Here is a 24,728-nt window from a genome sequence, read left to right as displayed (position 1 = left end):
GACTCTTCACCGACTGTTCACCTGGTGTGAAACCGGTCGATGCCGGGTGATCCGGTGACCTCCGTGAGGTGAGACACCGAGATGTGTGGTGCCGGCGTGGCCGGCCGGACCCGGAGGAGACCATGAGGCGTCGGACAGTGAATTCGATGGTGGCGGCGATCCTGGCTGCCGCGGCATTGGTGATCCCCACCGCGGTGGCGCAATCGCCGGCCACCGCAGCCCCGGCATGCGCGTTCGCACCGACGCAGGTACCCGCATCCGCGGGTTTCGCTGCGGGGCAAACCGATCAGGCATTCGCGACCCCAGCGCCGCGCGATCACATCGCCATCCTGGACGGCTTCTCGTCGGCGTCGCCGCTGGTGCGCCGGCAGAACCTCGCCGAGGCCGTCGCGATCAACAACACCGCGAGCCCGGCGACCGCCCGCGCCGCGGTGAACGACAACTATGCGATCGAGGGCCCGGCGATCTTCGACGCACTGGGTTCCCGTCTGGCTCCGGCGTTCTACGCGGCGCTGCGTGCCGGACAGTTGCCGAAGACCGCCGCGCTGCTGCTCGGAGACGAGTCGCCGGCGGGTGAGCGGACCGGGACCAGCAAGGAGAAGAAGTACTTTCAGTACCCGCGGCCGTTCGAGGTTGCGCCGCAACTGATCCGCCACTACGGCGACGGCCGCCCCGATCTGTACGCGGCGGTGCGCGGTAGCGGCTCCTACCCGTCGGGCCACACCACCTGGGGCTACACCCAGGCCTTCCTGATCGCGGCGATGGTGCCCGAGGAGGGTCCGCAGATCCTCGCGCGCGGCGCCGACTACGGGTACCACCGCGTCGTGCTCGGGGTGCACTATCCGCTCGACGTCATCGGTGGTCGGATGCTCGCGCAGGCCGTGACCTCCGAGATGCTCGGTGACCCGCGCTTCGCCGGGCTGTTCGCGCAGGCGCGCACCGAACTGCGGTCGGTACTGCAGGCACGCGTGGGCGCCCCGATCGGGGCGATCGTCGCCTGCCAGCAGGCCGCCCAACCCACCGCGACGGCGCTGACGACCTACCGGCAGCGGGCGACCTACTCCTTCCTGCCGACCGGGGCGGCCCGCGCGGAGAACGTGCCCGCAGGCGCCGAAAACCTCATCCGCGCCGCACATCCCGGACTCAGCACGGCCCAGCTGCGCGACATCCTGGCCCGGACCGCGCTGCCCGCCGGCTACCCCCTGGACAAGAGCGGGCCGTCCGGCGGATGGCAGCGGCTCGACATCGCACGCGCGTGGGTGACCCGCTGAGAGTGCCCTCCAGGGCGTACCGTCGCAGCCGGATGGTCAGCCGAAGGTGGCGTCGAGGGCGCGGGTGAGATCGTCGACGAGATCGTCCGCATCCTCGAGCCCGACCGAGAACCGTAGGTGCCCGAAGGTGCGAAAGGGCTTGGGATAGGCGGCGACCCGCGGCCCGTCGGTCCCGACGTGCACGATGAGGGACTCGTCGTGACCCAGCGAGACCGCCGAGGTGATCACTCGCAGGTGCGACACGAACCGATTCTGGGTCGCCGGATCACCGTCGACGGCGAACGCCATCATCGCGCCGAACCCGCGCCCACCGAATTGCCGTGCGGCGAGGTCGTGTTGCGGATGGGTGCCCAGGCCCGGGTAGGCCACGTACGCGATTCGCGGATCGCCGGCGAGGAGTTCGGCGAGTCGCTGCGCGGTCGTCTGATGCTGACGCAGCCGCAGCGGCAGGGTGATGGACCCGCGGTCGATCAGCCACGCGTTGAACGGTGAGATGATCCCGCCGACGTCGACCATCGCCTCCGATTTGATCCGTGCGATGAGATGCGCTGCGCCGATCACCGCGCCGCCCATGGCATCTCCGTGTCCGTTGATGTACTTGGTGAGCGAATGCACGACGAGATCGGCGCCGTCGGTCAACGGCCGATACAGCGGCGGGGGAGTGAACGTCGAGTCGACCATCAACAGCGCATCGGCGCGGTGTGCGATCTCGGCGAGCGCGGCGATGTCGGCGACCTTGGTGGTCGGGTTGGCGATCGCCTCGGTGACGAGCATCCGGGTGGTGGGCCGAACGGCTGCGGCCACGGCGTCGAGGTCGGTGACGTCGACGAAGCTCGCCTCGATGCCGTACTTGCGCGGCATCAGTTCGGTCCACAGTTTGAACGTCGCCTCGTAGGTCGTGTCGGAGACCACCACGTGGTCGCCGGTGGCGAGGAAGGTGAAGAACACCGCGTGCAGGGCCGCGACGCCGGAGGCGAGCGCGACCGCGTCGTCTCCGTGGTCGAGTAGAGCCAGTTTCCGCTGCAGCGCAGCCTGATTGGCGCCGGTGTTGCGGGTGTAGAAGAGTTGATCGGTGCCCGACCAGTCGGCGGTCTCCGGATTCGGTGGCAGGTGATACGAGTTGGCCATGGTGATCGGGGTGCGGATCGACGGCCCGCCGGTGTCATTGCCCGCGTGCACGCACGCCGTCATGTCGCCGCTCGTACGCAGTACATCGCCGGTGTGCTCGTTCATGTCGGTTCCACTCCGCTCGGCCGTCGGTCAGATCGTGTCTCATGCTGCCCGGTCGGCGGCGGACACCTCTCGCCGACCCGTCCACTCACGCGGTGAGGCCGCAACGTCGGCGACCGCTGACGACGCAACGGCAGGCGGAGGGCTCGCGACGGGCGGGCACGCCGGCCTCGCAGCGTCCGCTCGCGCCACGGTGATCCGGGCGAGGACGGCAGCGCCGAGGATGCCGGGCAACCGGTGCAGCTTGTCGATCCCGAGGGCGAGCCGGACCTCGGCCCACGCCCAGCACGTCCCGAACACGCCGATCGCGAAGGCGGTCATGAGCACGGGTGACCACGGTCGGTCGACGACGAGGATCGGTACCGCGACCAGTGCCAGCGCCTGGATCACATACGAGTCGAGGCTGCGGGTCCCCGACATCAGCAGTGGCCGCAGCCATTCTCGTGACCACAACGACAAGAAGATCCGGCACAGCCCGTAGACGGCCGGCACGAGCACCCAGGCACCGACGGCTCGTGCCGGTCCGAACTCGAGTTTGTCTCCCAGGAACGGTTCGGCGGAGTGCCACGAACCGATGGTCACCAGATGATGCGTGCACATCGCGACGCCCGCTGCCACCAACACCACAGCCGGCAGGTGCCGCTCGATCCGCCTGGCGAGATCCCAACGACGCCACTGCCATCCGACGATGAGCGCAGGAACGAACATGATCTGCCAGCCCGCCCAGTTCTGGATTCGGGCGCCCGATGGTTGTGCAACCAGATAGAACCAGTCGGGTGCGGCGAGTTGTGAGACCGCGTACAGCGCCACGGACGCAGCAAGGACCGGCCCCCACCACCCGCGCACCAGAAGCGGAAAGACGGCGAACGCCGAGACCATCAACACCATGTAGAGCAACAAGATGTTGCCGCCGCTGGGCAGATAGCTCATCGTCACCGCCCTCGCCAGGCCCTGCCCCCACCCGTCCACCGGACGAAGCCAGGTCAGGTGCCCGAACCCGACCATCCCGGCCGCGACCGCGGCCAGCGACAGCGTGAGCTGGCAGACGTACAGTGCGGCAAGCCGTTTGGCCAGGCGTGTGTAGGCGAATCGCAGACCGCGGGTCTCGATCCACCGACGGTGCACCAACCCCAGCACGAATCCCGACAGCAGCACGAACACGCTCATCCCGTCGACGTACGGGAACACGTGGGTGGGCATGGCGATTTTCGCGCCGTCGGCGAAATGGGCGGTGATCATGCTCCAGATCGCCAGGCCGCGTGTCACGTCGATCGCGAGGTCCCGGTTCATCGGTCCCGACAGTAGGACCGGGTCGTCCCGTCACTGTGTGCGACGCGCGATCGAGTCCCAATTGTCACATTCACCACATTGGGCACTTCAGTCACAGACCGGGCGGTCCTGTGATCCAACGACGCGGGGCCTCCCGGACATGGTCCGAGAGGCCCGCGTCGAGCTCGGTGCTCAGGTGTACAGGTCGGCGATCGCCTGCTTGTAGGTGTCGCTGATGACGTTGCGTTTGAGCTTCATCGTCGGTGTGAGCTCCCCCGATTCGATGGTGAAGTCAGTGTCGAGGATCTCGAACTTCTTGATCGCCTCGGCCTTGGACACCTTCGAGTTGGCCTCGTCGACGGCCTCCGCGATCTCGGCGCGCAGTTCGGCGTTCCTGGCCAGGTCGGCCGGCGAGGTGTCGGCCGGCAGGTTGTGGCGCTCGAGCCAACCCGGGGTCGCCTCGGGGTCGATCGTGATCAGCGCGCCGATGAACGGCTTGTTGTCACCGACGACGAGGCACTGACTCACCATCGGATGGGCACGGATGGCGTCCTCGAGCTGCGCCGGCGACACGTTCTTACCGCCTGCGGTGACGATCAGCTCCTTCTTACGGCCGGTGATGTAGAGGTAACCGTCATCGAGGCGGCCGATGTCGCCGGTGTGGAACCAGTCGTCGTGGATCGCCTCGGCGGTGGCCTCGGGGTTGTGCCAGTAGCCGGTGAACACAACCGGTCCCTTCAGCAGCACCTCGCCGTCCTCGGCGATGGCCACCGACACCCCCGGAACAGGGCGGCCGACCGAGCCGACGCGCTGGTGGTCCTCGTTGTTCGCGGTGACCGCCGCCGTCGTCTCGGACAGGCCGTATCCCTCGTAGACCGGGATGCCGACGCCGCGGAAGAAGTGGCCGAGGCGGGCACCGAGCGGGGCGCCGCCGGAGATGGCCCCCTCGCAGTTGCCGCCGAGCGCGGCGCGCAGCTTGTTGTAGACCAGCGCATCAAAGATCTTGTGCTTGATCGTCAACACCAGTCCGGCCGAACCCTTTTCGGTGGCCTTGCTGTACTCGATGGCGGTGTCGGCGGCCTTGTCGAAGATCGAGCCCTTGCCGCCGTCGTAGGCCTTCTGCTTGGCGGAGTTGTAGACCTTCTCGAACACGCGCGGCACCGAGAGCACGTAGTTCGGCGTGAAGACCGCGAGATCATCGATGAGGTTCGGGATGTCGCTGGTGTGGCCGAGGATCACACCGTTCTCGACGCAGCCGACCGCGACGACACGGGCGAAGACGTGGGCCAGCGGGAGGAACAGCAGGGTCGACTTACCTTCGGCGAGGCCGGCGCCGACCGCATCGCGCGTCGCCGCGCACTCGGCGAGGAAGTTGGCGTGGGTCAGCACGACACCCTTCGGCCGGCCGGTGGTGCCCGAGGTGTAGATGAGGGTTGCCGCGTCGGAGGACAGCTGGTTGGCGTGCCGCTCGTCGAGTTGCTCGTCACCGATCTGCTCGCCACGCTTGGTCAGTTCGGTCACCGCGCCGCGGTCGATCACCAGGGTCTCGCGCAAGAGTTCGCCGGCGTCGATGACCTCGGCATGCTTGGTGAACTGTGCCTCGGACTCCACGGTCAGCAGCGTCGTTCCCGAGTTCTCGACGATGTATTTGACCTGATCGGTCGCCGAGGTCTCGTAGATGGCGACGGTCACCGCCCCCGCGCGCCAGATCGCGTAATCGAGAACCGTCCACTCGTAGCGGGTGGAGGACAGGATCGCGACCCGGTCGCCGGGAGCGACGCCCGAGGCGATCAGGCCCTTGGCGACGGCGTCGACCTCGTCGGCGAAGTGCTTGGCGGTCACCGTGATCCACGTGCCCCTGCTGCGCCGCTTGAACAGCGGCATGGTCGGGCGCTCGGCGCGATATCGCAGGATCGCGTCGACGGTGGTCGCCTTGTCGTCGACGGAGAGATCGGACGGTGTCGTGTACTCCTGCATGCTGCTCCTGATAAAGAACCCGACATAGCGGACAACCCGCTGGTCGGCGCGGCGATTTTATGTGCGACCGAGGGTACCAGGATTGATGAGAGGGTCGTCACACCAGGAGGTGGCGGTGGGCGGCATCGGCGGTCGCCTGCTCGAAGCCCGGGCGGTTGGTCTGTGGACAGATGCTCCTGGAGATGCGGTCTCTTGGGCCCTCTCGCATTACAGTTGACTCGATGAACGGGATACGCAGACCATGACCGAGACCCCAGCCGCCGACCGCCCCGACGCCGACGCGATCACCTTCGACGACCTCGACATCGACGATCGTGTGCGCAGTGCGATCGCCGAGGTCGGATACGAGACGCCCTCGCCGATTCAGGCTGCGACGATTCCGCCGTTGATGGCGGGACGCGACGTCGTCGGCCTGGCCCAGACCGGTACCGGTAAGACGGCGGCCTTCGCGATCCCGATCCTGTCCCGCCTCGACCCCGAGGTTCGCCGTCCGCAGGCGCTGATCCTCGCGCCCACAAGAGAACTCGCCCTGCAGGTGTCCGAGGCCTTCAGCCGGTACTCGGCGCACATGCCCGAGGTGCGCGTGCTGCCCATCTACGGCGGGCAGAGTTACGGCGTGCAGCTGGCCGGGCTGCGGCGCGGTGCGCAGGTCATCGTCGGAACCCCGGGCCGTGTCATCGATCACCTCGACAAGGGCACCCTCGACATCTCCGAACTCGAGTACCTCGTCCTCGATGAGGCCGACGAGATGCTGACGATGGGTTTCGCCGAGGATGTCGAGCGCATCCTGGCCGAGACGCCCGACTCCAAGCAGGTGGCGCTGTTCTCGGCCACCATGCCCAGCGCGATTCGCCGACTCGCCCAGAAGTACCTGCACGATCCGCAGGAGATCACGGTCAAGTCCAAGACCGCGACCGCCCAGAACATCACGCAGCGCTATCTGCAGGTGTCGCATCAACGCAAGCTCGACGCGTTGACCCGGTTCCTGGAGGTCGAGTCCTTCGACGCGATGATCGTGTTCGTCCGCACCAAGCAGGCGACCGAAGAACTCGCCGAACGGCTTCGGGCGCGTGGATTCTCGGCGGTCGCCATCAACGGCGACATGGTGCAGGCCCAGCGCGAGCGGACGATCAACCAACTCAAGGACGGCGGGATCGACATCCTCGTCGCCACCGACGTCGCCGCTCGCGGACTCGACGTCGACCGCATCTCGCACGTGGTCAACTACGACATCCCGCACGACACCGAGTCCTATGTGCACCGCATCGGACGGACCGGCCGCGCCGGGCGGTCGGGTAATGCGCTGCTGTTCGTCTCGCCACGGGAGCGGCATCTGCTCCGGGCCATCGAGCGCGCGACCCGCCAGCCGTTGACCGAGATCGGGTTGCCGTCGGTGGAGGACGTCAACGCCCAGCGTGTGGCCCGCTTCGCCGACTCGATCACCGAGAATCTGACGTCGGATCACCTCGACATGTTCCGCAAGCTCGTCGAGGACTACGCGCGTGACAAGGATGTCGCCATGGCCGACATCGCCGCGGCGCTGGCACTCGAGACGCGCGACGGTGGCTTCCTCATGACTCCCGACCCGCCCGAGAGGGAGCGGCCGGAGCGTCGTGAGCGAGAACCGCGCAAGGGCGGGGGCTCGTACGCCACCTATCGCATCGCGGTGGGCCGCAAACACAAGGTGTCGCCCGGCGCGATCGTCGGCGCCATCGCCAACGAGGGCGGCCTCACCCGTGGTGATTTCGGCAACATCAGCATCCGCGACGACTTCTCCCTCGTCGAGTTGCCGGACAACCTCGACCGCGACACCCTCGACCGCCTCCGCGACACCAGGATCGGCAAGAACCCAATCGATCTGCGTCGCGATCAGGGCCCGCCCCGCGCTCGAGGCGGCAACAAACGCGCTGGTCAAGGCCAACGCGGTCGAGACGGTCACCACTCGCGCGGCGACAGCTGGGGCAAACGCGGCTCGCGTCATGTCGCCGGCCGCGGGCGTAGCTGAGGCGGCGCCCCGGGAGGCCGGGACACCCGATGCGTACGTGACACTGTTGGGCGTTTCGAGATTGTTCCGTAACCTTGGTGGCGGGTCGAACGATGATCCATGTGGACACCGTCCGATCCGACCGTCAGATATACGCGAGCATTTTCAGGAGTAGTCACCAGTGTCAGTGGTGGATTCGATCTCAGCAGCCGAAGCCTTGTCCCACACCCGCGAGGGCGACGCCGTCGTCGTCGACGCCCGCCCGCAGGTGGTCCGTCACCAGGGCTCCCTGCCCGGAGCGGTCGTTGTGGACCCGACTGACGTCCGGTCGCGATTGGCCCCGACGCCGTCGGGAACGTTCCCGGTCATCGGGCATCGCGACACGGAGATCAACGTCGTATCCGTGTCGTCGCAGGCACCGCGCATCGCCGAGCAGATCGCCGACCTCGGCTACACCAATGTGCACTACGTCGACGGTGGTTTCCCGGCACTTCGGCGTACCACCCCATGATCGTGTGGCCTGCCACCGGCGCGTCGACTTGATAGCGTGATGGGTCAGCCCGACCGTGGGCCGGTGCCGTCCGGCCAGGTCGGGGGATCTGCGCAGGAGGAAGCCGGGCTGATGGCCGAGCAGGAGTCTCTCGACGACCGTCGTGATCAGGTCGTGCGTCTGCTCGAATTCCTCTCCGACCTCCTGGCCACCCGTGCCGGTCGGCGCCGCCATGTCGACGCCCATCGTGCCCGGCTCGACGTCGGTCCCGGTACCGCGGTCGCCGTGCGTTCGGGTGCCGCAGCCGGACAGGTCGTCGTGGAGCTCGACCCCGGCTACGTCGGCTACGACGAACTCGAGGCGATGGTCGCAGAACTGTACGACCATCCGGACTCTCGCGAACTCGTGCTCGCCGGTGGCCTGGTGGTGGTGACGACGGCGACCGAGGGCGCTGCTCCCGACGACGGCGCACCCGAACTGGTACGGGAGTACCTGCTGACCCAAGAGGTTGTCGCGCAGCGCGATCCGGAATCCGGCACGTTGCGGATCTCACTCGGCGCAGGATCCGCGCCGAGTGCCCAGGACGCCCGACTGCTCGCGGGGATCGAGGGAATCGATCTCTCCCGGACGGTCAAGCTCCACTCCCGTTTCGAGGCTCTGCCCAGTGTGGTGAGCCCCAAGGCCACCGATCTGCTCGACGAGTGGATTCCGCGTGTCGACACCGATGCCGAGCAGGTCACCGTGGCGGTCGATCCGGCGGCAACGGCGCTGGTCCTGCGTGAGCGGTCGACCACGGCCCTGGCCGTGTTCCACGACACCGTCGCCGATCGGCTGCGCGAATCCACCGAGGACGTGCCGATCGGGTTGGCGCAGTTGGTGGCGCCGATCGAGGTCGACGAGCGCGTCGAGGCGCTCGCGGCCTCGGGGGCCCTGCCCGCCGGCGAACTCGTCACCGACGCGCTGTACCCGTTGCCGTCCAATGTCGAACAACGCGACGTGCTGTCGCGCCTGGGCGCCGACAGTGGCGTCGTGGTCGAAGGCCCACCGGGCACCGGTAAGACCCAGACCATCGCCAATGTGGTTGCCGCCCTTCTCTCCAAGGGGCAGCGGGTACTGGTGACCAGCGAGAAGGCGGGCGCGCTCGCGGTACTGCGGGACATCCTGCCGCCGGAGCTGCGCGCGCTGACCGTCTCCACCGCCGACCTGTCCCGCGACCGCTTCGAGTCGGTGGTCTCCGGCGTCGAGGAGATCGCCGAACGCAAGGCGACCTACGTCGACAGCGTCGGCAGCGCCGAGATCGACGATCTCTCCGCGCGTCGGCAGCAGGCTGTCGAGCGACGCGAACGCGCGCTGCGGGGGCTGTGGGAACTGCGCCGCTCCGAAGCCGAGGTGCACGAATGGGTGGCCGGTGACTTCTCCGGGACGGCCGCGGCGATCGTGCGGCAGACCAACGCCGACGCAGAGCGGTTGGACTGGCTTCCGGGTCCGATCGACGGTGCGTTCGCGCCCCTCGATGCGAGCGAGTTCCGGCGTCTCCTGGAATTGCTGAAAGCAACGCGAGGGCAGACACGGCGACTGTCCCAGCGTTTCGTCGACCTCGACGATCACCTACCCGATCCCGCGACCATGGACCAGATCTGTGCGCGGATCGCGCGGCGGCCGGCCGAGCCGATGGTCGGCAGTGGATCGCTGATGTCGATTCTCGGCGACGTCGAGAGCCCGCGGTTGCTCCACATCAAGGAGATCTGCGATCACCTCGGCGTCGCCGCGCAGGAGGTCGGTACCTTCCCGCCGACCATGATCGACATGGCCGACCGACTTCTCGCCGGACAGGCCGCGCACCTGTGGTCCCGGGTCACCGCGCTCTCACCGGTGATCGCCGACGCCGCGCGCCGCGATCGTGAACTCGGTGCGCACAGTGTCGTCGTGGACGGCGCGCGGCCGGGCGACGGTGATCTGTTCGCCGCGGCGGCGGCCCACCTGCGCGACGGCGGACGCTGGCGCGGCCGACTACGCCGATCCGAGGCGCAGCGAGCGGTGGAGGAATCCGGTGTCGTCGTCACCGTCGACGGCCGGCCCGCCACCGACGAGCGATCGCTGCAGGCGGTGGCCGATCACCTGGCCGTCTTCGATGCCGTGCATCAGGTGCAGCGCGTCCTCGGCGATCTCCACGTCCCCATCGACACCTCAGGATCGCGGTCGTCACAACTGAATCGGCTGGTCCTCCTCGACGGGCAACTCGGCTGGATCTCGACGCTGGTTTCCGCGCGCGACGACCTCGTTCGTGAACTCGAGGTGATCAGTCCGGGCGGTCCGCGCCCGCGCAGTGTCACCGAAGCCGCCCGCGTGGCCCGCGAGGCCGGCGCGATCGCCGCGGCCAACGACGCCCTGCTCGCCGAGGAGGAACTCGCCGAGCACGCCTACAGTCTGGCCGCACAACTCGAGGAGGGGCCCTCACCGGAGGGCGACGCCCTCGTCTCCGCACTGGCCAACGCCGATGCCGAGGCCATCCGCGCCACCCGGCGTGCGGCGACGGCCGCCCGGAAAGAATGGGAGGACCAGGCCGCGCTGGACCTCTTGATGCTCCGGTTACGCAGCAAAGCACCGGATTTCGCGGATCTGCTGGAGTCCACGGCCGACGATCCGCGGTGGGACGCCAGATTGCGCGACGTCTCCGACGCATGGGCATGGCGACGTGCGCGGACGTGGGCCGCCGAACGCAGCGATCCCAAGGGGGAGCAGCGGTGGTCCGCGGCTCTCGACGAGGCCGAGGCCGATATCGCGCAGTTGACCACACAACTCGCCGCCGCCCGCGCGTGGCGGGCGTGCCTGTCGCGCGTGACAGTGGCCCAGATCCAGGCATTGCAGTCCTATCGCGACCACATGATCAACCTCGGCAAGGGCTCGGGCAAACATGCCTCGAGGTTCCGGGCCGCGGCCCGGGAGGCGATGGAGCAGGCATCCGCCGCGGTCCCGGCCTGGGTGATGCCGATGTCGCAGGTGGTGGACATGATTGCGCCCGAACAGAATTCGTTCGATGTGGTCATTGTCGACGAAGCCAGTCAGTCCGATATCACCAGCGTGTTCCTGCTCTGGCTCGCCCCGCGGGTGATCGTGGTCGGCGACGACCGGCAGTGCGCCCCGACGGGGCTTGCGGGTACCACCCTCGACGACGCCTTCGCCGCCCTCGACGCCCGGTTGCCCGACCTGCCGCACTACCTCCGTGATGGTCTCACGCCGAGATCGAGCCTGTTCTCGTTGCTGCGCAGCCGATTCGGACACGTCATCCGGCTCCGGGAGCATTTCCGCTCGATGCCGGAGATCATCGGCTTCTCCTCCGCGCAGTTCTACGCCGACGCTCCGCTGATCCCGGTTCGTCAGCACGGCGCCGACCGCCTCGATCCGCTGCGGACCGTGCGGGTAACGGGAAATGCTCAGGGACAGGGTAATTCGATCGTCAACACAGGCGAGGTCGACGAGCTGGTGTCGACGCTGGTGGGTTGTTTGTCCGACAGTGCCTATGACGGACTCGATTTCGGCGTCATCGCCTTGCAGGGCACCAAGCAGGTCGACCTGCTGACCCGTGCGCTGCGGGAGGCGGTCGACGACGAGACGTGGCGCACCCGGCGGATTCGGGTCGGCTCGCCGCCTGACTTCCAGGGCGACGAGCGGCGGGTCATCTTCTTGTCGATGGTGGTCTCCGACCCCTCATCGATCGCCGCCCTGACCCGTGCGGAGTCCCAGCGCCGTATCAATGTGGCAGCGTCGCGGGCGATGGATCAGATGTGGCTGTTCCACTCGATCGATCTCACCGACCTGGGGGAGGGTGACCTGCGGCGGTCGCTGCTGGGGTACATGCAGGCCAATGCCGGACCGGCCATCGACGCCATGCCGGTCGATGTCCCCGATGACCGCAGGGTCGAGCCCTTCGAGAGCCTCTTCGAGCAGAAGATCTTCAATTGCCTTGCCGCGCATGGTTATCACGTCACCCCCAAGGTTTCGGTCAACAACATGTGTATCGATCTGGTGGTCACCGGCGCCGACGGACGGCTGGCGGTCGAATGCGACGGTGACGAGTTCACCACCACCGGTGCGCAGGCCCGTTCCGACATGGAGCGCGAGCGCGAACTGCGGCGATGTGGTTGGGAGTTCTGGCGGCTGCGGGAGTCGGAATTCGAACTCGACGCCGACGCCGCGCTGGCGCCGTTGTGGGAGGCTCTCGATCGCCGTGGTGTGAAGCCCGGATCGGTGGCCGGGCCGTATGTCGGCAGCACGGAAAGCGCTGTCCCGGAGGGCTCGTCGTCGGAACCCGCCGTGGCGGCATGGGAGCCGGTGGATCTCAGCGCAGGAGAGTAGGCGGCACCTCGAGCGCCTGGACCAGTGCGGGTAGGGCAACCGCTGCACCGGCCGGAATGCGTTGTTGCACAGACGGTGTCAGCGCCGAGGCCTCCGGATTGATCTCGATGACCGGAAGTCCGGCGGCCGCGGCGCGTTCGGGTAGCGACGCCGCCGGATACACGATCCCACTCGTACCGATCACGAGGACGACGTCGGTCGCGCGGAACGCCGCATCGGCGCGTTGCCACTCCTGCGCGGGCAGCGGTTCACCGAACCACACCACGCCCGGACGCACCCGGTCGCCGCAGACCGGGCACCGCGGTGGCTCCACCCTTGGCAGCTCGCCGGTGACCTCCGGGTCGGCGACGTCGATGGGGTCGGTCTCGGTGAACCGATGCCCACAACGGGAACAACGCGGGGCGAACAGGCTGCCGTGTAAATGGCTGGTCACCGGCGTCCCTCCACGTTCATGCAGGTCATCGACGTTCTGGGTCACCACCATGATCGCGCGGGGATCGTCTCCCGCCGCGAGTCCGGCGTGCCGAAGCTCGGCGAGTGCGCGGTGACCGGCGTTCGGCTCGCAGCGCCTGACCTGCCCGGCACGCCACTGGTACCACCCCCATACCAGCGCCGGATCGTCATGCCATGCCTGCGGTGTGGCCAGCGTTGTCGGATCGAAGTTCTCCCACAGTCCGGTGCGGACGTCGCGAAAGGTGGGAATCCCGCTTTCGGCGCTCATTCCCGCGCCGCTGAAGACCGTGACCCATTCGGCCGCGCGAACGATCTCGGTGACCTCGGGCGGGATCAGCGGCTCGTCCTGGTGCTCGTCGGTCATCGCACCTCACGATTCCCGGGTGCCGTCGAGCGCCGCCCGCAGCAGCATCGCCGTGGAGTCCGGATCACGATCGCGGCGAACGATCATTCCGCGAAGGAAGCGCAGGCGATCACCGTCGTGGCGCGGGACGACGTGCAGATGGGTGTGGAAAACGGTTTGAAAGGCGGCCCGGCCGTCGTTGATCGCGAGGTTGACACCGTCGGCGGCGAGCGACGAGCTCTTCATGGCCGCGGCCACGGATTGGCCCGCGCGCAGCATGCGCGCGCCGAGTTCGGGTGCGAGGTCGGCCAGCCCGGTCGAATGTGTCCGGGGCACCAACAGCGTGTGGCCGCGGGTGATCGGCCGGATGTCGAGAAAGCCCAGGACATCGGGGTCGGAGTAGACGACGCGGGCCGGGGCCGCGCCCGACACGATGTCGCAGAAGACGCAGTCGGTCATGGTCGATCAGCCTACGTCGTCGGTGTCCTCACCCGGAGTCCTCGGGCGTGGTGCGGGACACGCCATGAAGGGTGTTCCAGTTCACATAACGATTGAGTAACGAACCGGCGCTGACCTGCAGAGCGCTCGTTCGGTCCGCGAAAAGCTGGTGTGAACTGGCGCAACCCTGACGGTCTCCGAACGGGGTTGAGTGCACGTGCGTGTTACCCGCGGGATTACTCACGGGTATACCGCGGGGTCAGTTCTGAACATGAGGAATCCCTCACTTTCGTGTGTCATGATGAGTGCCACGAACACGTCGGCGATAGCTCACTGATGAGGACGCCACACCAAAGACGGTGTCACACAGGCGTGTTCAGAAGCATCGCGACCACACTACCGGCCCGGCCCACGTCGGGCACCGGTGGCGATGACGCGTGCCCGTCAGCGGGCGCGGTCACGGGTCGTACGACAACCGGACACAACCACAGGAGTTCATGTGACCGTCGATCACCATCGCACCGGAGCAGACCGGACCACCACCGGCCGCCCCACCCAGGCGCTCATCGACCGCCTCCTCGCCGGCGAGCCCTACGCGGTCAGCTTCGGCGGTCAGGGAGCAGCGTGGCTGCCGACCCTGGCGGAGTTGGTGATCGACGCCGATCTCGAGCATCGGGTGGCCGGCGTCGTCGACGCGGCCGAACGCCTCGTCGAGCCGATCGCCGAACAGATCACGATCGCCCGTCCCGACGGATTTCACCCGATGACGTGGGCACACGCCCTCGACGCCGGTGAGCCCGCACCGTCGGACGCCGACCTCGCCGACTTCACCCTGTCCGGCCCCGGCGTGCTGCTCACCCAACTCGCCGCGATCGAGTCGCTGCGCAAGCAGGGTCTTGACACCGCTCAGGCCGCGCCGCGGGCCGTCATCGGACATTCCCAGGGCTCGCTGGCCACCGGCGCCATCGGGGCCGAAGGCCACGTGGCCGAGTCGGGTCAGGGTCTGCTGCTGGCGATTGCTCATCTCATCGGTGCCGCGGGCACGATCGTCGCGCGTCGTCGCGGTCTGGCCACGACCAGTGAGGGCTCGCCGATGCTCGCGGTGACCGGCGTCCGGCCCGAGCGCATCGAAACGCTTCTCGCGCAGTACCGTTCCGAGCTCGCCGCCGCCGAGCAGGACAACGCCCCGGTCATCGCGATCCGCAACAGCCGCACCGCGGTCGTGCTGTCCGGCGCGCCGCGCCATCTGCGTGCCTTCACCGCACTGTGCGAGAAGGTCGCCGCGGCAGAGGCCGACGAGCGCAAGCGCAAGGTCACCGGCGGCGCACCGTTCGCCCCCTCCTTCGACCACCTGTCGGTCAGTGTCGCCTTCCACCACCCGGCCATGGCCGGTGCGGTCGAACTCGTCGGGCAGTGGGCCGAGCAGTGTGGGATCGACGTCGATCTCGCCGTGCGGCATGCCCACGACATCCTCGTCGCCACCGTCGACTGGGTGGGCACCGTCGAGGAGACCCTCGGCACCGGCGTCGGGTGGATTCTCGACTTCGGTCCCGGTGACCTCGCCACCCGGCTCTCGGCCCCGCTCGTTCGCGGCCAGGGTGTCGGTCTGGTCGCCGCCGCATCCCGCGGTGGACAGCGAAACCTGTTCAGCCCCGGCGGTATCCCTGAGGTTGCCCGCCCGTGGAGCGAGTTCGCGCCGACCCTCGCCGAACTCCCCGACGGACGCAAGGTCGTCGAGACCGCGTTCACCAAGCTCACCGGGCGTTCGCCGATGCTGCTCGCCGGCATGACCCCGACCACCGTGGATCCGGCCATCGTCGCCGCCGCCGCCAATGCCGGACACTGGGCCGAACTCGCCGGTGGCGGGCAGGTGACCGAGCAGATCCTCGCCGACAACGTCGCCACCCTCACCGACCTGCTCGAGCCGGGACGTCAGGCGCAGTTCAACGCGCTGTTCCTCGACCCCTACCTGTGGAAGCTGCAGCTCGGTGGCAAGCGCCTCGTGCAGAAGGCTCGCGCCCAGGGCGCCCCGATCGACGGCGTCATCGTCTCGGCCGGTATCCCCGAACTGGACGAGGCTGTGACGCTCGTCGACGAATTCGTCGAGGCCGGACTGCGTTTCGTTGCTTTCAAGCCCGGAACCGTCGAGCAGATCCGCTCGGTGATCCGCATCGCCGCCGAGGTGCCCCACCACCCGGTGATCGTCCAGATCGAGGGTGGCCGCGCCGGTGGTCACCACTCGTGGGAGGACCTCGACGATCTGCTGCTGGCCACCTACGGCGAGCTGCGTGCCCGACCCAACGTCGTCGTCTGCGTCGGTGGTGGCATCGGCACCCCCGAACGTGCCAGCGCTTATCTGACCGGCCACTGGGCCACCGAGCACGGTTACCCGCTGATGCCGCTCGACGGCATCCTCATCGGCACCGCCGCGATGGCAGCCAAGGAGGCCACCACGGCCCCCGAGGTCAAGCAGTTGCTGGTCGACACCGTCGGCTGCGACGAATGGATCGGCGCCGGTGGCGCCACCGCCGGAATGGCCTCGGGCCGTAGCCAGCTCGGAGCCGACATCCACGAGATAGACAATGCCGCCTCCGCGTGCGGACGCCTGCTCGACGAGGTCGCCGGCGACGCCGACGCGGTCGCGGCGCGGCGCGACGAGATCATCGCCGCGATGGCCCCCACCGCCAAGCCTTACTTCGGTGACGTCGCCGAGATGACCTATCGGGCATGGCTCGAGCGCTATGCCACCCTGGCCGTGGGCGCGCCCGACGACGAGCAACTGCCGTGGGCCGACATCACGTGGAAGCAGCGTTTCGTCGAGATGCTGCGCCGCACCGAAGCCCGGATGAACCCGGTCGATTCCGGTGAGATCCCGACCATGTTCACCGATGTCAGCACCGTTGAGGACGCGCACGCCGCGATCGACGCGCTCATCGGCGTGTACCCCGAGGTCGAGGTCGACGTCCTGCACCCCGCCGACGTCGCGTTCTTCCTCGATCAGTGCCGTACCCCGGGCAAGCCGGTCAACTTCGTGCCCGTCATCGACAAGGACGTCCGCCGGTGGTGGCGCAGCGACTCGCTGTGGCAGGCCCACGACGCCCGCTACCCGGCCGAGGCCGTGTGCATCATCCCGGGACCGGTGGCCGTTGCCGGTATCACCCGGGTCGACGAGCCCGTCGGTGATCTGCTCGACCGCTTCGAGGCGCAGGTCGTCACCGACCTCGGCGCCACCGGCGTACAGCCGAGCGCCATCGACTCCCGCAAGCAGGCCGGACTGGCCGCCGACGCCGGTCGACTGACCAGCGTCCTGGAAGCCGACGACGTCTGCTGGGCGAGCCGCATGGTTCCGAGTCCCATTGCGCGGCTGGGTGATCGGGACAAGTGGTCGGTGCTCTCGGATGTCCGCGCCGAGCACGAGCCGACCGGTTCGGTACTGGAGCGGATCGACGACGAGCGCTTCGACCTCGTCATCCCGATCTCGGGCGCATCGGTGCGCATCCCGTTGCACGTCGACGCCTCGCTCGCCGACGGTGGCGCCCCGCTGGTTCTCGCCGACGATGCCTCGACCGCGATGCGGGAGATTCTCACCGTCGCCGCGGGCGGCTCGCTGGCCGAGGTCGCCGACGGCGTCTCGCGCACCACGGTCACCTGGGCGCCGGAGTCGGTCGCCGACCACGCCGCGGTCACCGGGTACACGCTGCCCGCTCACCTGCATCCGACCACCCCCGCCGAGCCCTTCGGCTTCGCCGTCCCCGACACCCTCGTCGGTGCCTGCTGGCCGAGCGTGTTCAGCGTCATCGGCGCCGCCACCACCGAGGACGGCCGAGCGGTTGTCGAAGGTCTGCTCGACCTGGTGCATCTCGATCACGCCGCGCACCTGGTGGGTGAGATCCCCACGGAGGCAGCTCAACTCACCGTGATCGCGACCGGTGGCCCGGTCTCCGACACCGAGGTCGGCCGCGTCGTGCAGGTGCAGGTCGAGGTGATCGACGGACAGAAGCAGGTCGCCGTGATGACCGAGCGCTTCGCGATCCGCGGACGACTCGGCTCGGCTGAACTCGCCGACCCGGCTCGCGCCGGGGGAGCGCTCGACGACGAGGGATCGGCGACCCGCAAGACCCTGCGCACCGCGACCATCACCGCACCGGAGCGGATGACCGGCTTCGCCGCGGTCTCCGGCGACCGCAACCCGATCCACACCGACTCCGCCGCCGCACGGCTGGCCGGTCTCGGTGATCCGATCGTGCACGGCATGTGGTTGTCGGCGGCGGCACAGCAGGTGCTCACCGCCACCGACGCCAAGAACCCGATTCCGTCACCGCGACCGCTGATCGGTTGGACCGCAAGGTATCTGGGCATGGTGCGAACCGGTGACGTGATCACCGTCCGCGCCGACCGGGTCGGGATGGATGCCGGCCGCGAGGTCGTCGAGGTCACCGCCAAGGTCGGCGACAACCTCGTGATGAGCGCCACCGGTCTGCTGGCCGCGCCGCGTACCGTCTACGCCTTCCCCGGCCAGGGTATCCAGAGCAAGGGCATGGGTCTCGACGCCCGCTCACGCTCGAAGGCCGCCCGCAAGATCTGGGACCGCGCCGACAAGCACACCCGTGCCGCACTGGGCTTCTCGATCCTCGCGGTGGTCCGCGACAACCCGACCACCCTGATCGCCAACGGCACGACCTACAACCACCCCGACGGTGTGCTGTTCCTGACCCAGTTCACCCAGGTCGCCATGGCGACCCTCGGTGTGGCACAGATCGCCGAGCTCAAGGAATCCGGCGGCTTCGTCGAGGGCGCGATCACCTGCGGTCACTCCGTCGGCGAGTACAACGCGCTCGCGGCCTGCGCGGGGGTGTTGCCGCTCGAGGCGGTCCTCGAGGTCGTGTTCCAGCGCGGCGAGGCCATGCATCACCTGGTGCCCCGAGATGATCAGGGCCGCAGCGACTATCGGATGGCCGCCATCCGGCCCAGCCAGTTCGGACTCGACGATGCCGAGGTCACCGACTTCGTCGCGGAAATCGGTGCCGAGTGCGGTGAGTTCCTCGAGGTCGTGAATCTCAACCTGCTCGGATCGCAGTACGCGATCGCCGGCACCGTGCGCGGCCTCGAGCGACTCGAGGACGAGATCGAGCGTCGCCGGACCGAATTCGGCGGCAAGCGCTCGTTCATCATCGTGCCCGGCATCGACGTGCCGTTCCACTCGACGGTGCTGCGAGCCGGCGTGCCGGAATTCCGCGGCAAGCTCGACGCGCTGCTCCCAGAAGAATTCGATCCGTCGATCCTCATCGGGCACTACATCCCGAACCTGGTACCGCGGATGTTCAATCTGGGCCGCGACTTCGTCGCCGAGATCGCCGATCTGGTTCCGTCCGACCCGCTGAACGAGGTTCTCGCGGACTGGGATTCGTGGGCAGCGCAGCCGGCGAAGCTGGCACGCGTGGTGCTCATCGAGTTGCTGGCGTGGCAGTTCGCCAGCCCCGTGCGCTGGATCGAGACCCAGGAGCTGCTGTTCTCCGGCGCCGACCGCGACGGGCTCGGTGTGCAGCGCTTCGTCGAGATCGGACTGAAGGGCGCCCCGACCCTGGCGGGTCTGGCGACCAACACCCTCAAACTCGACCGATACGACTCGGCGACCACCGAGGTCTGCAACCTCGAGCGCGACTCGGATGTGATCCTGGCCAAGGACTCCGGATCCGAGCCCGAGGACGACGAACCCGCCGAGTCGGCTCGGAGCGAGGCCCCGGCGGCCGAGACCGCCGCCGCGCCCGCAGCCGCTGCGCCGGCTCCCGCCCCCGCTGCGGCGAGCGGCCCACGGCCCGACGACATCTCGTTCGGCCCGGCCGATGCGGTCAAGTCGGTCATCGCGTTGTGGACCAAGATGCGGACCGATCAGATCGGCGCTGCCGACACCATCGAGGCGCTCTGTGACGGTGTGTCCTCGCGTCGTAACCAGCTGCTCCTCGACATCGGTGGAGAGCTCGGTCTCGGTGCCATCGACGGTGCCGCCGAAGCCGACATGGCCGCACTGGCCTCGACGGTGGAGAGCCTGGCCCGCGGGTACCGCCCGCTGGGCACCGTGCTGACCGACGCCGTCGGTGATCAGATCCGCAAGGTGATCGGCCCGACCGGCAAGCGTCAGTCCTACATCACCGATCGGGTGACCGGCGTGTGGCAGCTGGGCCCGGGTTGGGGTCTGCACACCCAGGTCGCGCTGGCATTGGGCACGCGTGAGGGCGCCAGCGTCCGCGGTGGCGACCTCGGCGATCTCCTCGACGGTGCCGTGGCGAACACCGACGGTCTCGACGCGCTGATCGACCGTGCGGTCGCGGCGGTCGGCGCCTCGCGCGGTATCGCCGTGACCAAGCCGGCAGCCGAATCCGGTGGCGGCGCAACGGTCGATGCGGCTGCGCTGGGTGAGTTCACCGAGCAGATCACCGGTCGCACCGGTGCGCTGGCATCGGCCGCCTACACCATGCTGACCAAACTCGGCCTCACCGAGGAGGTCTCGACCCCCGAGACCGTCGACGACCCCAATGCGGTTCTGGCGCAGCGGGTCAGCGACGAGCTGGGCTCGGACTGGGCGCGCACCGTCGCCCCGGCCTTCGACGAGGCCAAGGTCGTGCTGATCGATGATCGTTGGGCGACCTCGCGTGAGGACCTGGTGCGGATCTGGCTCACCGACGAAGGTGAGCTGGACGCCGACTTCGACGCGCTGACCGCACGGTTCGTCGGGTCCGGGCACACCGTCGCCCAGCACGCCACCTGGTGGCAGGGCAAGGCGCTGGCCGCCGGAAATCGGGTGCACGAGCGCGCTTTCGGAGCCATCGCGCATGCCGCCGAAGAGCCCGGACAGGGCCGGTGGGCCGATCAGGTCGCCGTGGTGACCGGCGCCAGCAAGGGATCGATCGCCGCGTCGGTCGTCGCCGGGCTGCTGGCCGGCGGTGCGACGGTGGTGGCGACCACCTCGCGACTGGACTCGCAGCGACTGGCCTTCTACAAGAAGCTCTACCGCGAGAACGCCCGGTACGATGCCGCGCTGTGGGTCGCCCCGGCGAACATGGCCGCCTACACCGACGTCGACGAGCTGGTGTCGTGGCTGGGCAGCGAGCAGACCGAGAACCTCGGCGGGACCACCGCCGTGGTGAAGCCGGCGATCAAGCCGACGCTGCTGTTCCCGTTCGCCGCGCCCCGCGTCGCCGGTGATCTCACCGACGCCGGCGGTCGCGCCGAGCTGGAGATGAAGGTGCTGCTGTGGTCGGTGGAGCGGTTGATCGCCGGACTGTCCGAGATCGGTGCCGACCACGACATCGCCGCTCGTCTGCACGTGGTGCTGCCCGGCTCGCCCAACCGTGGCATGTTCGGCGGCGACGGCGCCTACGGCGAGAGCAAGGCAGCGCTCGACGCACTCGTGACCCGTTGGGCTGCAGAGGAATCGTGGGGATCGAAGACCACCCTGGCGCATGCGCTGATCGGGTGGGTCAAGGGCACCGGACTCATGGGGCACAACGACGGCATGGTCACCGCGGTGGAAGCCGCGGGTGTGCGGACCTGGACCACCGACGAGATGGCCGGCAATCTGTTGGGCCTCTGCGATCCGGCCACCCGGGCCGCGGCGCGGGAGGCTGCGGTGACCGCCGACTTCACCGGTGGACTCGACCCGTCGATCGACCTCAAGGCGCTGGCCGCACAGGCCGCCGACGAGGACGAGACCGACGAACCGGCCGAGGACGACGCACCGGTGACCGTCGCGGCGCTGCCCGCCCCGGCACGCGCGGCGAGCGGGGTGAGCCCGGTATGGCCGAAGATCGACTCGCGTCCGGAGGATATGGTCGTCATCGTCGGTGCCGGTGAGCTCGGCCCGTACGGGTCGGCACGCACGCGCTTCGAGATGGAGGTCGACGAGAAGCTCAGCGCCGCAGGTGTTCTCGAACTCGCCTGGAATACCGGGCTGATCACCTGGGATACCGCGCCCAAGCCGGGCTGGTATGACACCGAATCCGGTGATCCCGTGGCCGAGGCCGACATCGCCGAGCGCTACCACGACGCAGTCGTCGAGCGATGCGGCATCCGCCGCTACGCCGACGAGGGCGCCTTGGTCGACGGCACCTCTCCGCTGTTGACATCGGTGTTCCTCGACGAGGATCTGACCTTCACGGTGTCCTCGGAGGCCGAGGCGCGCGCGTTTGCCTCCGCCGATCCCGAGCGCACCCGGGTCGTCGCCGACGAGGAGTCCGGCGAATGGCAGGTGATCCGTCTGGCGGGCACCGAGATCCGCGTCCCGCGTCGATTCGCCCTGACCCGCACCGTCGGCGGGCAGATCCCGACCGGGTTCGATCCGACCCGCTGGGGCGTCTCGGCCGACATGGCCGAGTCGATCGACCGGGTGGCGTTGTGGAACCTCGTGGCCACCGTCGACGCGTTCCTCTCCTCGGGCTTCACCCCGAGCGAGCTGATGCGGTGGGTGCATCCGGGTCTGGTGGCCAATACCCAGGGCACCGGCATGGGCGGTATGACCTCGATGCGCGAGCTCTACATCAACACCTTGCTCGGCGAGGCCAAGGCCAACGACATCCTGCAGGAGGCGCTGCCGAACATCGTTGCCGCGCACGTCGTCCAGTCCTACGTCGGCAGCTACGGTGCGATGATCCACCCGGTCGCCGCCTGTGCGACCGCTGCGGTGTCGGTCGAGGAGGGCGTCGACAAGATCCGCCTCGGCAAGGCGCTGTTCGCGGTGGCCGGCGGCTTCGACGATCTCGGGATCGAGGGCATCGTCGGATTCGGTGACATGTCGGCGACCGCGGAATCGGCGAAGATGGCCGCACGGGGGATCGATGAGCGCCGCTACTCGCGGGCCAACGATCGCCGACGCGGTGGATTCGTCGAATCCCAGGGTGGCGGAACGATTCTGCTGGCCCGCGGCGACGTCGCGGCACAGATGGGTCTGCCGGTCCTCGGTGTGGTGGCGTGGGCGCAGAGCTTCGGCGACGGCGTGCACACCTCGATCCCGGCCCCGGGCCTCGGAGCGCTCGGTGCCGCACGTGGTGCGCTGAGTTCGCCGCTGGCCAACGCGTTGACGGCGCTGGGAGTCAGTGCCGACGACGTCGCCGTCGTGTCCAAGCACGACACCTCCACCCGCGCCAACGATCCCAACGAGTCCGAGCTGCACGAGCGGTTGGCCGCGGCGATCGGCCGCGGTGACGGTGCACCACTGTTCGTGGTGTCGCAGAAGTCGTTGACCGGTCATGCCAAGGGCGGTGCCGCCGCCTTCCAGCTGATCGGACTGTGCCAGGTGTTGCGTGAGGGCGTCATCCCGCCGAATCGCAGTCTCGATTGCGTCGACGAGCAGATGCAGGACTACCCGCATCTGGTCTGGGCGCGGGAGACACTGCGACTCGGGGACCGCTTCCCGCTCAAGGCCGGTCTGCTGACCAGCCTCGGATTCGGCCACGTGTCGGGCCTGATCGCGGTCGTGCACCCGGAGGCGTTCATCGCCTCGCTGGACCCGACCGAGCGCGACGACTATCGCCGTCGTGCTGCCGAGCGTGAGCGCAAGGGCAGCCAGCGGTTGCTCGAGGCGATGTGCGGTGGCGAGGCCGCCTACCGTCGTCCGGCCAATCGTCGCTTCGACGAAACCCGCGACGAGCACGACGCCGAGGCTCAGGTGCTCCTCGATCCGGCGATTCGCCTGGGCGAGTCGGGTGCGTATGCCGATGCGGCGCAGGACGTGTCGGTCTCCAGCAGCGCGGCCGTGATCTGATGGCGGTGTTGGGAGTCGGGATCGACGTCGTGTCGATCCCGGAATTCGCCGAGCAATTGGCCCAGCCGGGAACGACTTTCGGCGACCGCTTCACCGTCGGCGAGCGCCGCGACGCGGCGTCGGGTACCGGTGAGGATGCCCGTCATCTCGCCGCACGGTGGGCTGCCAAGGAGGCCGTCGTCAAGGCGTGGTCGGTGAGCCGATTCGCCCGGTCGCCGTTGCTGCCGTTGATCCGGCACAGCGACATCGAGGTGGTCACCGACAACTGGGGGCGTCCGGCCATCCGACTGGCCGGGGAGATCGCCGAACACCTGCGCGACACCCAGGTACACATCTCGCTGACCCATGACGGCCCGTCGGCCGCCGCGGTGGCGATCCTGGAGGGCGCGGGCTGAACCCGGCGTCTCGCGCCGGGCACGAGACGAGGAGGCGACGGCGGTGGGGCATCGGCCCGACCGCCGTCGTTTCTCGTCGGCCACCGGTGGATCAGAGCACCGGTAGATCAGAGCACCGGGCGACCAGACCACCGGTCGGTCAGACCGAACTGGTGCTCTCTTCGAGCAGCAGGTAGCCGGCCAGCATGCGTTTGAGCTCGGTCACCGTCTCGGGATGGTCGTGGCCGTCCTGCACCGAGAAACTGAGCAGCGAGTACGCCGTGTGCACGAGCACCTGCGACATCATCTCGCGCCGCGCCCGCTGCGATGGAGTGAGCGGGGCGATGAGCCGTGAAACCTGGTCGGCCAGAACGCGTTCGTTCTGCGAGGCGGTGGCCCGGGTCGCCGGTGTCGACTGCACCGCCAGCCACACCGCCCGCCGGGACGGGTCGTCGCGCCACAACGCGGCGAGGTGGTCGAGGAACTTCTCGAGGAGCACCGGCCATTCGAGGGAGGGCACCTCGGAGGCGAACGCGGTGAGCTCCTCGCGGACCGCGACCGTGTCGAGTCGGTCGAGTTCGCACACGATGACGTACTTGTTGGCGAAGTACTGATAGAGCGTCCCGATGGGAACCTCGGCGCGCGAGGCGATTTCCTCACACGTCAGCGACTCGAACCCGACCTCGGTGAGCAACTCACGAGCAGCCGCGAGCATCGCGGAGAACTTGCGTTTGCTGCGCTCCTGCGTGGGCCGTTTGCGGGGGACGAGAGGCTGGGTGGTCATCG

General features: G+C 68.6%; 12 protein-coding genes. 6 read left to right on the top strand and 6 right to left on the bottom strand.

What is annotated here, in order from left to right; all coding sequences use genetic code 11:
• Window positions 1–122 precede the first annotated feature (122 nt).
• Entirely contained in the window at window positions 123–1,271 is a 1,149-nt protein-coding gene (locus tag QNM97_RS14135; protein ID WP_283819083.1) for an acid phosphatase, read from the top strand.
• A gap of 36 nt (window positions 1,272–1,307) precedes the next feature.
• Here the strand turns inward: QNM97_RS14135 and QNM97_RS14130 are convergent, their stop codons facing one another.
• From QNM97_RS14130 to QNM97_RS14120, 3 genes are all read right to left on the bottom strand, one after another.
• Entirely contained in the window at window positions 1,308–2,504 is a 1,197-nt protein-coding gene (locus tag QNM97_RS14130; protein WP_283819082.1) for a trans-sulfuration enzyme family protein, read from the bottom strand.
• A 39-nt stretch (window positions 2,505–2,543) separates the two neighbouring features.
• A complete protein-coding gene (opgC, locus tag QNM97_RS14125; protein WP_283819081.1) occupies window positions 2,544–3,791 on the bottom strand; it encodes an OpgC domain-containing protein in 1,248 nt (415 codons plus the stop codon).
• Between the two features lie 171 nt (window positions 3,792–3,962).
• Entirely contained in the window at window positions 3,963–5,747 is a 1,785-nt protein-coding gene (locus QNM97_RS14120) for an AMP-dependent synthetase/ligase (protein WP_283819080.1), read from the bottom strand.
• Between the two features lie 241 nt (window positions 5,748–5,988).
• Here QNM97_RS14120 and QNM97_RS14115 point away from each other — a divergent pair, with 241 nt between their 5' ends.
• The 3 genes from QNM97_RS14115 to QNM97_RS14105 all read left to right on the top strand — a co-directional run bounded on the left by QNM97_RS14115 (window position 5,989) and on the right by QNM97_RS14105 (window position 12,577).
• Window positions 5,989–7,752, top strand: coding sequence for a DEAD/DEAH box helicase (locus QNM97_RS14115; protein ID WP_283819079.1), 1,764 nt, complete (start codon window positions 5,989–5,991; stop codon window positions 7,750–7,752).
• A 160-nt stretch (window positions 7,753–7,912) separates the two neighbouring features.
• Entirely contained in the window at window positions 7,913–8,242 is a 330-nt protein-coding gene (locus QNM97_RS14110) for a rhodanese-like domain-containing protein (protein ID WP_006371531.1), read from the top strand.
• Window positions 8,243–8,281: 39 nt separating this feature from the next.
• A complete protein-coding gene (locus QNM97_RS14105) occupies window positions 8,282–12,577 on the top strand; it encodes a PDDEXK-like endonuclease domain-containing protein (RefSeq protein WP_283823198.1) in 4,296 nt (1,431 codons plus the stop codon).
• Here the strand turns inward: QNM97_RS14105 and QNM97_RS14100 are convergent.
• On the bottom strand, window positions 12,561–13,394 hold the full coding sequence (locus QNM97_RS14100) for an NAD-dependent deacylase (protein ID WP_283819078.1): 834 nt from the start codon (window positions 13,392–13,394) through the stop codon (window positions 12,561–12,563). The genes QNM97_RS14105 and QNM97_RS14100 overlap by 17 nt on opposite strands.
• 6 nt (window positions 13,395–13,400) lie before the next feature.
• Window positions 13,401–13,832: an HIT family protein gene (locus QNM97_RS14095; RefSeq protein ID WP_283819077.1), complete on the bottom strand. Its 432-nt coding sequence runs from the start codon at window positions 13,830–13,832 to the stop codon at window positions 13,401–13,403.
• Window positions 13,833–14,310: 478 nt separating this feature from the next.
• On the opposite strand from QNM97_RS14095, the gene QNM97_RS14090 reads away from it, so the two are divergent.
• Together QNM97_RS14090 and acpS are read left to right on the top strand one after the other, a co-directional pair.
• The gene (locus tag QNM97_RS14090) at window positions 14,311–23,568 is read left to right on the top strand and encodes a type I polyketide synthase (protein ID WP_283819076.1); all 9,258 of its coding nucleotides are present in this window, start codon (window positions 14,311–14,313) and stop codon (window positions 23,566–23,568) included.
• Window positions 23,568–23,963: a holo-ACP synthase AcpS gene (gene acpS, locus QNM97_RS14085; protein WP_123931914.1), complete on the top strand. Its 396-nt coding sequence runs from the start codon at window positions 23,568–23,570 to the stop codon at window positions 23,961–23,963. The genes QNM97_RS14090 and acpS overlap by 1 nt, the downstream gene beginning before the upstream one ends.
• A 139-nt stretch (window positions 23,964–24,102) precedes the next feature.
• Here acpS and QNM97_RS14080 read toward each other — a convergent pair whose 3' ends face one another.
• Entirely contained in the window at window positions 24,103–24,726 is a 624-nt protein-coding gene (locus QNM97_RS14080; RefSeq protein ID WP_006371212.1) for a TetR/AcrR family transcriptional regulator, read from the bottom strand.
• Between the last annotated feature and the right edge of the window lie 2 nt (window positions 24,727–24,728).

It is taken from the genome of Gordonia sp. L191 (assembly GCF_030077625.1).
GTDB lineage: Bacteria > Actinomycetota > Actinomycetes > Mycobacteriales > Mycobacteriaceae > Gordonia > Gordonia polyisoprenivorans_A.
The sequence above is the reverse complement of the archived record's forward strand: the minus strand, read 5'-3'. Positions and strand labels throughout refer to the sequence as shown.